This is a genomic window from uncultured Bacillus sp. (assembly GCF_958411575.1).
In the GTDB taxonomy this organism is placed as follows: Bacteria; Bacillota; Bacilli; order Bacillales; family Bacillaceae; genus Bacillus; species Bacillus spizizenii.
The window spans coordinates 567,894-581,294 of sequence record NZ_CATYRA010000001.1 but is presented as its reverse complement, the minus strand read 5'-3'; the positions used below and the strand labels follow the sequence as shown (position 1 = coordinate 581,294).

Sequence of the window (13,401 nt, the reverse complement as noted above, 5' to 3'; positions counted from 1 at the left end):
TAGAATACACTTGATGCAGCAAGATCTCTCAATCGCACCAAAACAAAAATCAACAGCCGTGCTGAAAATGGTCATCTCCATGGTGATTTTCGGCTCCATCGGCTTTTTCTCAGAGCATACCAATCTGCCGTCATTTGAATTGGTCTTTGTCCGCTGCCTTTGCGCGACGCTATTTTTAAGCTTTTGCTGGCTTGTGTCAGGCCAGTATAAAACCGAAAAGTGGAGCAAGAGAGAAGTGCTGCAAACATTAGCGTGCGGTTTCTTTCTTGTATTCAACTGGGTGTTTTTATTTAAGTCTTTTGAAGAAACATCTGTCACGATCGCCATCTCCGTTTATCACCTTGCACCGGTGCTTGTTCTTCTTCTGGGGAGCATCATCTACAGAGAGAAATTAAATGTGATCTCCGTCAGCTCCATTATCATCTGCTTTCTGGGAACTGCGCTGATTTCCGGAATTAACGGCAGCACTTCATTGACACAGCTGATGGGATCAGGGATCATATGGGCCGTTTTCGCCGCACTGTTTTATGCGTTCACCACTTTATTGGGAAAAGGCATTCAAAACCTCAGTCCTTACACGACAACCTTTTTGCAAACGGGTTTAGGGGTTATCATCCTGATTCCATTTATTCACTTCGGCGCTTTTGCTGACCTGTCTCAAGGAAACTGGATTATGGTGGTATCTACCGGTATCATCCATACGGGTATTGTGTATTTACTGTTTTTTGACAGTTTGCGATTTTTATCAACGAAATTTATTTCAATCATTGTCTTCCTCGACCCGGCTGTTGCGATCGTGCTCGATACCGTCTTCACAGGTTTCCGCCCAGATCTCTATCAAACACTAGGTATCGTGATGATCTTTGCGGGCATGGCTTTGACGCTTGTCAGGAGGCAGGGAAAAGCGGATGTGGTTGCTGAGGGTAAGGATATGGAACAAATTCAATAATGATAGAAAGAATGTAAAAAGGCCTAATCGGCCTTTTTTTGTTTTAGGTCAATTTACTCTCGCTAATCCTTAAAATAAGATAAACTTTCTAGAAAAATATTGTAATAATATTTCAGTCTAGTTAAGATTATTGAGTGAATATTACTTTTATTACAAAAGGAGAGAGGAAATGAAAAAAAGAAAGAGGCGGACCTTTAAAAGGTTCATTGCAGCATTTTTAGTGTTGTCTTTAATGATTTCATTATTGCCGGCAGATGTACTGGCAAAAACCACAGAAGAAGAGACTGGAAATCGTATTGTTGCCGATGATCCAGAAGAAACTCTTCGGAATGAACAAACTGAGGAAGCCGTACCTTTTGATCCGAAAGACATAAACAAAGAGGGAGAGATCACCTCAGAAAGAACAGAAAATACAAAGCTTTATTATGAAGGAGACGGTGTCTATAAACAGGAAGTATACCTTGATCCTATTCATACAAAGGAAACACCGAATGCTGACTGGGAAGACATTTCTCCTGAGTTAAAAGAGTCGACAAGCAAACAAGTCGAGACAGAGAATGCCATTTTGAATTCAGATTTTCAAAAGCAAATGAAGAACGGGCTTTATGCGACTTTTGAGCACAATGACCATAAGGTTACATATTCACTTGTAGAAGCGAAAGGCCCAAATAAAACTTCACTTACTCCGAAAGATACCTCAGCAGATTATAAGACTGACAGTAATGAGATTGTTTATCTGGATGTGTTTCCGAATATTGATCTTCAGACTTTCACATTCAACGAAAACATCAAAGAAGATTTAGTCCTTCATCAGTATGATGGATACAACACATTTACATTTCAGGTAAAAACCGATTTGCAGGCTAAAGAACAAGAGGATGGATCCATTGATTTTTCTGATGAAAAAGGAAAAGTTGTTTTTTCTGTGCCTAAACCTTTTATGACGGATTCAAAGTTAGATGAGCTTTCTGGCGAGGTTGAACGGTCAGACAAAGTCAGCTATAAGCTGGAAAAGAATGAAGAAGGGTATTTGCTTCACCTCACAGCAGACGAGAACTGGCTGAAAGACCCAGAACGCGTATATCCAGTATCTATCGACCCGTCAACATCTTTATCTGTTTCATCAGATACGTTCGTCATGAGTGCCTATCCGACGACGAACTATTCGGCGTCCTCGCAAAAGTGGGATGCTAACTTAAAGTCTTATGTGCTGAAAACGGGCTACTATGACAAAACGACAGGCACAAACTATGCGTTCATGAAATTTAACAACCTAAAACCGATTCAAAATATGGCTGTCACCAAAGCTACATTAAAAACATACGTAGCCCATTCCTATTATGGAACAAAGGCAACCGGTCTTTGGCTGGATACAGTCAACAGCAATTACGATAATGGAAAAGTGACATGGAACACCAAACCAGCATCGAAAAATATCGGAAAAGCAGACGTCCATAAAGGACAGTGGGCGAGTTACGATGTGACTGCGGCTGTAAAGTCATGGAATTCCGGTGGAGCCAACTATGGATTTAAGCTTCATACAAACGGAAACGGCAAGGAATATTGGAAAAAACTAATTTCCTCAGCGAACTCCGCGAATAAACCGTATATTGAAGTGACGTATACCATACCAAAGGGAAACACCCCTTCCATTAAAGCGTATCACAACGGAGACTCCACTGGTTATTTTGATATCAGCTGGAAAAAGGTTGAAGGTGCGAAAGGATATAAAGTATGGATTTACAATGGTAAAGAGTATCAAGCGATCTCTGCAGGCAACGTCACGTCGTGGAGCACAAAAGGAAAAAAAATCTGGCCTACGAGTGCAGAAATTGCCTCCAAGAGATATAAACTGCATCTGGACGGCAAGGACGGAGCTGAATTGGCACTAGACCCATCCCCGGTCTATAAGAATTCCGGCGGAAGCTATGCCACAAGCAAAAACTATTGGATTGGCGTCAGTGCAATATTTGACCAGGGAGAAGGAGCAATGTCTGCACCGGCAAAGCCCGTTATCCCTAATGTAGGGAAAGCACAAGCGCCGTCAACAAAGGGCTTTAATAATGGGAATGCCACAGGGTACTTCGATCTTTCTTGGAAAGCTGTATCTGGTGCCACCGGCTATAAAGTTCAGGTGTTCAATGGGAAAGGCTTTGAGACACTTGATCTGGGAAATCAGACGTCTTGGACCACCAAGGGGAAAAAGATCTGGCCGACAAGTACAGAAATCAAAGCGGGAAAATATGCTCTTCATCTAAAGGACGGAAACGGAGCAGAGCTGCCGATCAATCCTGGCCCAACTTATAAAAACGCCGGAGGAGACGGAGCCAAAAAAAATTACTCATTTAAAATAATCGCCTATAACAAAGACGGCGAAGCCATTGCATCACCGGCTGCTAATCCGACACTTCCTGATATCGCTAAGCCAAAGAATTTAACTGGCTATTTGTATACAAACACAAAATCGAGTCAAACGGGCTATGTGAATTTGATATGGGAAAAGGTTCAAAATGCGAAAGGCTATAAAATTAACATCTATAACGGGAAAGAATATCAGTCCTATGATGTGGGTGACGTGGATCATTGGACAACCCAAAATAAAAACATCTGGCCGACGTCTGAGGAAATCAAAGCCGGAAGCTATAAGCTGCATACAGACGGAAAGGGCCGTGAATTGGCACTCGATCCATCACCTGTCTATAACAATGCAAATGGGAATTACAAAGGGAAGAAGAATTATTCTTTCACGCTTTCCGCCTATAATGCAAATGGTGAAACGATTCCGACGGCACCCTTTAACCCAACGTTCCATGAAGGCGCAGAATTCCTTGGAACAGAAGAATACTGGTCTATCATTGATATCCCAAGCGGCCAGTTAAATGGTGCGACAGGCAATGTCATTGTGAATGAAGAAGACCTGTCAATTGACGGACGCGGACCGGGACTTGGCTTATCGAGAACCTACAACAGTCTTGACACCTCTGATCATTTATTTGGGCAAGGTTGGTATGCTGATGCAGAAACATCTGTCATCTCGACGGATGGCGGGGCAATGTACATCGATGAAGACGCTACGACTCATCGATTTACGAAAAAAGCCGATGGCACGTATCAGCCGCCGACCGGTGTATATCTTGAATTAACAGAAACAGCTGATCAGTTCATATTAAAAACAAAGGATCAAACCAACGCTTATTTCAATAAAAAAGGCGGCAAACTCCAAAAGGTAGTGGATGGCCATAACAATGCAACTGTCTACACTTACAATGACAAAAATCAACTGACAGCCATTACAGACGCATCAGGGCGCAAGCTCACATTCACATATGACGAAAATGGCCATGTGACCTCCATCACCGGACCTAAGAATAAGAAAGTAACCTACTCATATGAGAGTGATTTGCTGAAGAAAGTCACGGATACAGACGGGACTGTCACAAGCTTTGACTATGATGCGGAAGGGCGTCTTGTCAAACAATATTCAGCCAACAGCACCGAAGCAAAGCCTGTCTTTACCGAATATCAGTATAGCGGACACCGTCTCGAAAAAGCGATCAACGCTAAAAAAGAAACATATGTCTATAGCTATGATGCTGATAAAAAGACGCTTCTTATGACACAGCCAAATGGCCGGAAAGTACAGTATGGCTATAATGAAGCGGGAAATCCGATTCAGGTTATTGATGATGCGGAAGGGCTAAAAATTACAACGAATACAAAATATGAAGGCAATAATGTCGTAGAAGATGTAGATCCAAACGATGTCGGAACCGGAAAAGCAACGGAAAGCTATCAATATGACAAAGATGGCAACGTTACGTCGGTTAAAGACGCATATGGAACTGAGACGTACGAATACAACAAAAACAACGATGTCACAAAGATGAAGGATACCGAGGGGAATGTCACGGATATTGCCTATGACGGACTGGATGCTGTATCCGAAACCGATCAGAGTGGAAAGTCATCGTCAGCAGCTGTTTATGATAAATATGGAAACCAGATTCAATCCAGCAAAGATTTATCAGCTTCAACTAATATTTTGAAAGATGGAAGCTTTGAAGCGCAAAAATCCGGCTGGAATCTGACTGCATCTAAAGACAGCGGCAAAATCTCAGTGATTGCCGATAAAAGCGGGGTTCTTTCCGGATCAAAGGCATTGGAAGTCTTGAGTCAATCAACGTCTGCCGGAACAGATCACGGGTATTCGTCAGCGACTCAAACAGTTGAGCTGGAGCCGAATACAACCTATACATTAAGCGGGAAAATCAAAACAGATCTTACGAAATCAAGAGCCTACTTTAACATTGATTTGCGAGACAAAGATCAAAAACGAATTCAATGGATTCACAATGAATACAGCGCATTAGCCGGAAAAAATGACTGGACAAAACGACAAATTACTTTTACGACTCCTGCGAATGCAGGAAAAGCTGTTGTGTATATGGAAGTGGACCATAAAGATAAAGATGGCAAAGGGAAAGCATGGTTTGATGAAGTTCAGCTGGAAAAAGGCGAAGTATCATCAAGCTATAACCCAGTACAAAACAGCAGTTTCACAGCAGCAACGGAAAACTGGAGCGTAAGCGGGGCATCCGTTGATTCTGAAGAAGGCTTTAATGATAATGTATCATTAAAAGCTGCCCGGACCAGTACGTCCCAAGCTGGATCAGTAACAAAACAAACCGTTGTCTTAGGGCAAAGCGCAAACGACAAACCGGTTTATCTCACACTGACAGGAATGTCGAAAGCCAGCAGCGTCAAATTTACAGATGAAAAAGACTATTCTCTGCAGGCTAATGTCACTTACGCGGACGGCAGCACAGGCGTCTACAATGCGAAATTCCCTTCTGGAACACAGGAATGGAACCGGGCTGCTGTTGTTATACCAAAAACAAAGCCGATCAATAAAGTCGATATCAGCATTCTGTTCCAAAAGAGTGCGACAGGAACAGTCTGGTTTGATGATATCCGTCTGATTGAAGGAAGCCTTCTGACAAAAAGCACGTATGACAGCAATGGTAACTATGTGACCAAGGAAGAGGACGAACTAGGTTACGCCACTTCAACTGATTACGATGAAACGGGTAAGAAAACAGCTGAAACGGATGCAAAAGGTGAAAAAACAACCTATACGTATGATCAGGCAGACCAATTGACAAACATGACGCTCTCCAACGGCACGTCTATCCTTCACAGCTATGATAAGGAAGGCAATGAGGTAAGCAAAACCATCCGGGCGGGAGCAGATCAAACCTATAAATACGAATATGATGTCATGGGCAAGCTTGTCAAAACAACTGACCCTCTCGGCAATGTGTTAGCAAGCGACTATGATGCCAACAGCAACCTGACCAAAACCATTTCACCAAATGGCAACGAAGTGTCTCTTTCCTATGATGGAACAGACCGGGTGAAATCAAAGTCGTATAACGGTACAGAAAAGTACAATTTCACGTATGACAAAAATGGAAATGAAACATCGGTCGTCAATAAAGAGCAGAACACCACAAAGAAACGGACATTTGACAACAAAAACCGTTTAACCGAATTGACTGACCGCGGCGGCAGCCAAACTTGGACATATCCTAGTGACTCCGATAAGCTGAAAACCTTCTCGTGGAGCCATGGGGACCAAAAAGGAACGAATCAATTTACGTATAACAAACTGGATCAAATGATTGAGATGAAAGACAGCACCTCTTCATATTCATTTGATTATGATGAAAATGGCAATGTCCAAACCTTTATTACAGGCAACGGCGGCGGAACAAGTTTTTCATATGACGAAAGAAACCTTGTAAGCTCGCTGCATATCGGCGACAAAAATGGCGGAAGCCTTCTGACGGAAAGCTATGAATACGATGCAAACGGCAACCGCACAACGATAAACAGCTCAGCAAGCGGCAAGGTGAAATATGAGTATGGAAAGCTGAATCAGCTTGTCAAAGAAACCCATGAAGACGGTACTGTCATTGAATACACATATGACGGATTCGGCAACCGGAAAACCGTTACAACTGTAAAAGATGGGTCAAGCAAAACGGTGAACGCTTCCTTCAACATCATGAACCAGCTGACAAAAGTCAATGATGAAAGCATCTCTTACGATAAAAACGGCAACCGCACATCCGACGGCAAATTCACATATACGTGGGATGCAGAGGATAACCTGACTGCCGTTACAAAAAAAGGCGAAGACAAGCCGTTCGCAACATACAAATATGACGAAAAAGGAAACAGAATCCAAAAAACCGTCAACGGAAACGTCACGAACTACTTCTACGACGGAGACAGCTTGAACGTCTTGTATGAAACAGACGCGGACAACAACGTCACAAAATCATACACGTACGGAGACAGCGGCCAGCTGTTATCCTACACGGAAAATGGCAAGAAATATTTCTATCACTACAACGCACACGGCGACGTCATCGCGATCTCAGACAGCACGGGAAAAACCGTTGCCAAGTATCAATATGACGCATGGGGAAATCCAACAAAAACCGAAGCAAGTGATGAAGTAAAAGACAACCGCTACCGCTACGCAGGCTACCAATACGACGAAGAAACCGGCCTGTACTATCTCATGGCCCGCTACTACGAGCCAAGAAACGGCGTGTTCCTCTCACTTGACCCAGACCCGGGCAGTGACGGAGATTCACTGGATCAGAATGGGTATGCTTATGGAAATAATAACCCGGTGATGAATGTTGATCCGGATGGGCATTGGGTATGGCTTGTGGTAAATGCCGGATTTGCAGCCTATGATGGGTACAAGGCATATAAATCAGGTAAAGGGTGGAAAGGTGCTGCTTGGGCAGCTGCTTCTAACTTTGGGCCTGGGAAGATATTTAAGGGTGCTAAGAGGGCTTATAGTTTTGCTAATAAGGCAAAAAGAGGTTGGTTTAATAAAGAGTCTTGGCATCATATAAAAGATAGACACGGTCCAAAGCGCGATAAAAAATATGGAAAAAAAGGGAAATTCAAGAGTAACAGAGCTTTAAAACGAACAACAAGAAGTACATTAAGGTCAGGGAAAGCACGTAAAGGACAATATGGACGTACAGTTTACGAAAAGACTTTTAAAAGATATGTTGGAGTGAATGGTAATAAAAGAAAAACAAAACGTGTTCGAGTTATAAGAGAAAAAAATGGAAGAGTAGTAACGAGTTTTCCATATTAACTTATAATAGAACTGCTTTTAAAGGCAGTACTTACCGTACTAGGGGGATATAATGAAAAAATTAATAATGAACAAAATACAAAAAGATGTAAATGAAGGTTGTTTTTTTCATGTGGATAATCATGAACGCATTTACATCGGGAAAAAGGGTGAAACAGGAATTTTAATTTCAATCTTTGATTTGTCCGGCGATATCCGGAGATTTGAAATCAATGAACAAATCCCGTGCGAGGATATTATATTGTTTCAACAGAGTTCGGATGACAGTTATGTATTTGTTTACTTCAAGCTGCATGAGTATAAAGTTAAGGTGTTTTCAGCAAACGGAAAAGAACAAAGTACATTTTCTCTGCCTTCGGGGACTTCATGCAGCCTTCTGGATGAGAAACAAAACCTATGGGTCGGCTTAAGTGATGAAGGTATTTATGATGACGAAAACCCCAGTGGACAAAGTTTGCTGTGCTTCACTTTAGACGGACAACTAAAGGAAACTCATATTGATCATCAGCTTTCAGAAATATATGCGCCCGTGGTAGATGACTGCTATGCACTTGCAGAAAAAGATGGATTGATATACATGCTGTATTACTCTTATACAGTCATTGCTGCCTTTGATGAGACGGACGTGAAACGAGTGTGGATTGTTTCTGATAAAGACTATTCTGGAGTATATGACCAGCTTGCGATTTCGGATGACGGGTTTTGGATATGCAAAGATGAACATTCACTTTCCCTCATTCCGGCTGATGTCAGTCTACCGATACAAGAGGTGAAATGCTGTGATCAAGACGGGCGGGAGCTCTCGATACAACAGCTGAAACTGACAAGTAATACTATTTATGCACTATCAGACTCAGGGATCTATAAGAGGGACATCAGAGGGGGAAAGACAAATGAATGAAACATCGTTTTGGCAGCTTATTGACCAAGCTGGGAGTCAGGAAGAACCTAATGAGTGCTGCGTGATGCATTATTGAAAAAAGAAGTCAATGAGATCATTGATTTTGAATTTATGCTTCAGACATTCATGCAAAAAAGCTATCTGTCCTCACTATGGGCGGCAGCATACATCACGGAGGAAACGCTTGACGAGGAAGGCTATCCACAAAATGAAGACTTGCTGTCAGTGGCAATCGAGGCGTTGACATATATGAAGACTGGCAACGATGAATGGGATGATGAAGTACACGACGAGCTTTTAGATGCGCTTGAACAAAAGGGACTTGCCGAATCGGACGGTATTGAATTGGATTGGGAAGAGGAAGATTTGCCTCAAAGGTTTCCAAAACTGTGGGAGCGTTTTGGGGAAAATCCGCTTTTTTAAATAATAGAAATGAAGCTTGTATCAATAAGCGATACAAGCTTTTTTTAGAACAAATCTGAATGATAAATGACAAAGAAAACAAGAGAAAGATTAATCAAATGAAAAGAACTTGAGAAATTGACGGCGGAGGGATTGCGGCCCGTGCAAAAAAGATTAATCGAAAAACTCGCCGAGAATAAAAGACGTTTGTTGAAGAGTGAAATCAAAGAAAAACTAGTCCCTTGTGCAGAAAGAGGCTTCACTTATCGTTTTGCTGATCCGGCGCAAAGCAGGCAATTGCTTGAGCTGGTTTTATCAAATTCAATACCAGCCAACACCCGTGAGGTTGATGCTCTCGGAAAAACGGAGGCGAAACAGCTGATCTTGAAAACACTCAGTCCTATGTTGCCTATGATGACAGGGACGTTCTGCTGTTTCATCAATACAGCAACGAAATTGGTGCGTTAGTTTGTGCTTTTGGAAAATGTCTCGAGCACCTTGATGGCTTATTGGAATGTATTGAGTTCGACAAAGAGCTTCTCAATCATAGTTTTATTGTGGTTGAGCCTGAGTGTTAGTTTGGTTTATGTATATTGCACACGGAATACGGCTGCGAGCTTGTTTATTGGTAGATTGCTTTCTTAGGAGGAAACGTTTTGTAATATATCTCTAACGGAAAATATCTCTTGTATACTTATAACAAATATTAAGTACTTGTATACGTGGTGATCAAATTGAGCGTACCAAAGCTAATAGAATGCATAAATAAAATCAAAAGTGTCTTAAATGGACAAACAACAAGAGAAGAAGTGTCAGATTGGGCGGGCACTTATGTTTATGCGGATGACCCCGAAGCAGCAGACGATAGGGTCTGGGATATGTTAATCCTTCTAAGCGGGATTGATTTAAAAGATTCACCTGAAACCTATTTGCATTCAACAGATGATTTAAATGATTGGATAAAACAATATATGGAGTAATTTGTTTATTCTGCTTGGTGGTAAGGCAGATTATCAAAAAGAGGCGATGACAATGTACAAAACAATTAATGAATGGGTTGATTACATAGATGAGGGGTGCAGTGTCCTTCATTTAGATTTTAATGTGTTTAAAAAAGAACTCTCACTCGATATTAAGGTTTTTGAAGGTGAAGGAGAATATACGCATAAAATTTTATTTCAAAATGTTGCTTCTGTTTATTTTAGTGCAGATGTTGGTGACATGAGATTAGAAAAAATTGTTCCTGAAGAATACAATTGGCAAGTATTTGAATTCAGTTATCATCCAGAAGGAATCGGTAATTTTTTAAATTGTAAAATTGAACACTATCATTCAAACGCTAATTTTCTTATTAATATGAACAGCATGTTAATTGCGATAGAGGCTGAAATGGTTTACTTTGATGACCAATCGTTTTATGCATACCATTCAAATCATAAATAAATACATTACATAAGAAAGGTTGTCAGCCTTTTACGACTTAACAGGAGCCAGACAATATGTAAACGGCGATGGTATCACCATTTCAAACAGCATGGAAAGGAAATAAAGGTTTATTATAATAAACCTCATATAAAACTAGGAGGTAGTATGGCCAGAATTAGAGACGATTGTCTTGAACTTGAACTAACACCGAGAAGGTATCAAGAAATGGACGATGATCCATTTATTTTATCCATATTTGAGTTGTTGGAAAATAACAAAGCGATCGTTCGCGATTTTTCCGCTGTTTTATTAGAAAGTGAATATACATTGCTGATATCTGGAATCGAAGCTATAATAATGGGAAAACATTCCAACATAAGTTTAGAAACTATTGAACCGTTCTTACTTCTTAGTATTGATAAAGAAAACGGAAATTACAGAATTAAGATTAAAATTATATGTGATGATGAATATAAAGAAAGTAAGTCGAACTCCAACTTGTTCGAAATTAATTGTAGTGAAGAAAAGCTAGAGTCTTTTGTGACCACTTTAAAATTAAATCTTGAAAATATAAAAAATCCTTCTAAACTTCTGTAATATAAATAGTAATTTCTGCATTGGTTTAAAGTGGGTTTTCTTTGATGGCAAAAAAGAAAAGATATTGAATAGGATTGGGATGACTGAATATGGTTAGGGATTGATGCTGATGTCCCTCTTACACTGCTTATAAGGAAGAGTGAAAAATGAATGAAAAAGAACTTGAGATGACACTAAAGTTAGATCCTGAAAAAAGATATCGTTATTTTATTAAGAAAGTTGTTGACTATGAAGAAGTCTGGTCATTAAGTAATGATAAAGGATGGGCTATATCTGAAGACGATAATGGAACAATACAACTTCATTTTTGGCCAACTGAAGAGCATGCAAAACAATGTTCAATTGAGAAATGGAAGGGTACATATCCAGAGTCAATAAGTTTAGAGGATTTTGTAGAGAACTGGCTTCCTGGTATGCTTGAAGATAAAGTTGGTATATCCATTTTTTTCAACAATATAGATTCAGTTTCGATACCAATTTCTCAAGTTCTCTCTGACATTAAGGATGAATTAGAAAACTATTAAAGAGATAATCTTCTTTCTCCAAATTTAGAGGCACTCGGAAAGGAGTTTCCTTTTGGGTAAATGTTGAATGTACAGCTGAAAAAGTAAACTAAATTCCGTGTAGATACAAGTGCAATCAAAAGCGATATACTTGGTGATATTTTGTAGATAGTTATTTTGAAAGGTGGCATATATGTCTGATTTAATCTTTAAAGGATTACATAGAGTAACTGAGAAAGGCAAAATTTTATTATCTATAAATGATTCAGAATTCATCGTGTTGACTCAGCAGAAGAGAAATGATCATGAGTACGTCAATCATATTTCTCTTTATTCTAACATCGATGCACAATTCATAAACAGCTATAACGTACATAGCGACAACCAAGTCATAAATGTTCAAAAAGTTGATGATTCATTTTTGTTTTTAATTGATAAAGAGTACGAGGATGGAATAAGTAACGTAGAACCCAACATATACGTGTGGAGTCCGCTCAAAGGATTCTATCAATCTTTTTATGCGGGACGATACATTAATTCAATGATGATAGATCAAAATAAAAATCTATGGGTTGGATATGATGAAATGGGCATATTTTCAGGCGTTGATCAGGATATAAGCGCAAGAGGAATTAATAAATTCATTTTGAAAAATGAAGAATATGAATTGGACTCCGATGATGGTAGTTCATACGTGATTGACCAATATTATTCTACTTTTGTAAGTGAAGATGCCATCTATTTGCATTACAGATCGATGGGAGAAGACTATATACAAAAACTCAAATTATCGGGAGAAACATTTGGACAATATAAGGCTGAAATAGAGCTTCATTCCTGTATCCAAAACGGCTCGTATCTTTACTTATTCATTTTGGATGACTCATATCATATAAAAAAAGCAGCCAAGACAACTGATATGCAAAGCTTTGTAGAACATAAGATGTTGAATGAGAATACTGGTGAAGATCTATGTTTTGCCCAAGTAGCTGTATATAAAGATAAGTGTGTAGGAATTGATCATCATCATAATCTTTTTCTGTTAAATACAAACAGCTTATAAATGTGACCCTTTAAATTTCTATTCATTCGATATTCAGATTTTTGAAAACCTAGGAGCATAACCAATGAAAAAATTAAAAATGAATAAAATCATCAACACGGACACCCAAGATTGTTTTTTCCATGCCGATGCACAGGGGCGTGTCTACATTGGAAAAGGGTTGAAAGGTGATATCACCATTACAATTTATGATCCTTCCGGTGATGTTCGGGATTTTAAAGTGAAAGAGCAGATGGCTATGTCTTCGTTTATTACGAATCGTATGAGCCGAAGGTAAAGGTTTTTTCAGAAGAGGGAAGGGTGGAAAGTGCTTTTCACTTGCCTTCAGGGGTTTCCTGCTGTCTTTTGGATGAAAAACAACAGCTTTGGGTCGGT

The 13,401-nt window shown here is 40.0% G+C and carries 9 protein-coding genes and 2 pseudogenes; all 11 read left to right on the top strand.

Annotated features, from left to right (window positions below):
- Positions 1 to 13: 13 nt before the first annotated feature.
- On the top strand, positions 14 to 949 hold the full coding sequence (locus Q5C82_RS02890; protein ID WP_032727375.1) for a DMT family transporter: 936 nt from the start codon (positions 14 to 16) through the stop codon (positions 947 to 949).
- A 169-nt stretch (positions 950 to 1,118) separates the two neighbouring features.
- Positions 1,119 to 8,135 (top strand): tRNA nuclease WapA, encoded by a 7,017-nt coding sequence (wapA, locus tag Q5C82_RS02885; RefSeq protein WP_003218918.1) that lies wholly within the window; start codon positions 1,119 to 1,121, stop codon positions 8,133 to 8,135.
- 52 nt (positions 8,136 to 8,187) lie between these two features.
- Complete coding sequence (locus tag Q5C82_RS02880; protein ID WP_003218916.1) at positions 8,188 to 9,036, top strand: hypothetical protein; 849 nt, start codon at positions 8,188 to 8,190, stop codon at positions 9,034 to 9,036.
- Between the two features lie 54 nt (positions 9,037 to 9,090).
- Entirely contained in the window at positions 9,091 to 9,459 is a 369-nt protein-coding gene (locus tag Q5C82_RS02875) for a DUF4240 domain-containing protein (RefSeq protein WP_003218914.1), read from the top strand.
- Between the two features lie 141 nt (positions 9,460 to 9,600).
- A pseudogene (locus Q5C82_RS02870) lies at positions 9,601 to 10,016 on the top strand (hypothetical protein).
- A 144-nt stretch (positions 10,017 to 10,160) separates the two neighbouring features.
- On the top strand, positions 10,161 to 10,418 hold the full coding sequence (locus Q5C82_RS02865) for a DNA-binding protein (protein WP_230939499.1): 258 nt from the start codon (positions 10,161 to 10,163) through the stop codon (positions 10,416 to 10,418).
- A 46-nt stretch (positions 10,419 to 10,464) separates the two neighbouring features.
- Positions 10,465 to 10,881, top strand: coding sequence for a hypothetical protein (locus Q5C82_RS02860; protein WP_032727376.1), 417 nt, complete (start codon positions 10,465 to 10,467; stop codon positions 10,879 to 10,881).
- A 147-nt stretch (positions 10,882 to 11,028) separates the two neighbouring features.
- Positions 11,029 to 11,460, top strand: a complete 432-nt coding sequence (locus Q5C82_RS02855) for a hypothetical protein (protein WP_003218905.1) — start codon at positions 11,029 to 11,031, stop codon at positions 11,458 to 11,460.
- 146 nt (positions 11,461 to 11,606) lie between these two features.
- Positions 11,607 to 11,984, top strand: coding sequence for a DUF2750 domain-containing protein (locus Q5C82_RS02850; protein ID WP_003218903.1), 378 nt, complete (start codon positions 11,607 to 11,609; stop codon positions 11,982 to 11,984).
- A gap of 172 nt (positions 11,985 to 12,156) precedes the next feature.
- Complete coding sequence (locus tag Q5C82_RS02845) at positions 12,157 to 13,026, top strand: hypothetical protein (RefSeq protein ID WP_003218901.1); 870 nt, start codon at positions 12,157 to 12,159, stop codon at positions 13,024 to 13,026.
- Positions 13,027 to 13,090: 64 nt separating this feature from the next.
- Positions 13,091 to 13,377 (top strand): annotated as a pseudogene (locus Q5C82_RS02840) (DNA-binding protein); the annotation flags it as partial.
- Positions 13,378 to 13,401: the final 24 nt, after the last annotated feature.

What these genes read in the sequence shown, in the direction of transcription:
- Q5C82_RS02890 (WP_032727375.1), top strand. Translation starts at nt 14, where the DNA reads ATGCAGCAAGATCTCTCAATCGCACCAAAACAAAAATCAACAGCCGTG.
- wapA (WP_003218918.1), top strand. Translation starts at nt 1,119, where the DNA reads ATGAAAAAAAGAAAGAGGCGGACCTTTAAAAGGTTCATTGCAGCATTT.
- Q5C82_RS02880 (WP_003218916.1), top strand. Translation starts at nt 8,188, where the DNA reads ATGAAAAAATTAATAATGAACAAAATACAAAAAGATGTAAATGAAGGT.
- Q5C82_RS02860 (WP_032727376.1), top strand. Translation starts at nt 10,465, where the DNA reads ATGACAATGTACAAAACAATTAATGAATGGGTTGATTACATAGATGAG.
- Q5C82_RS02855 (WP_003218905.1), top strand. Translation starts at nt 11,029, where the DNA reads ATGGCCAGAATTAGAGACGATTGTCTTGAACTTGAACTAACACCGAGA.
- Q5C82_RS02850 (WP_003218903.1), top strand. Translation starts at nt 11,607, where the DNA reads ATGAATGAAAAAGAACTTGAGATGACACTAAAGTTAGATCCTGAAAAA.
- Q5C82_RS02845 (WP_003218901.1), top strand. Translation starts at nt 12,157, where the DNA reads ATGTCTGATTTAATCTTTAAAGGATTACATAGAGTAACTGAGAAAGGC.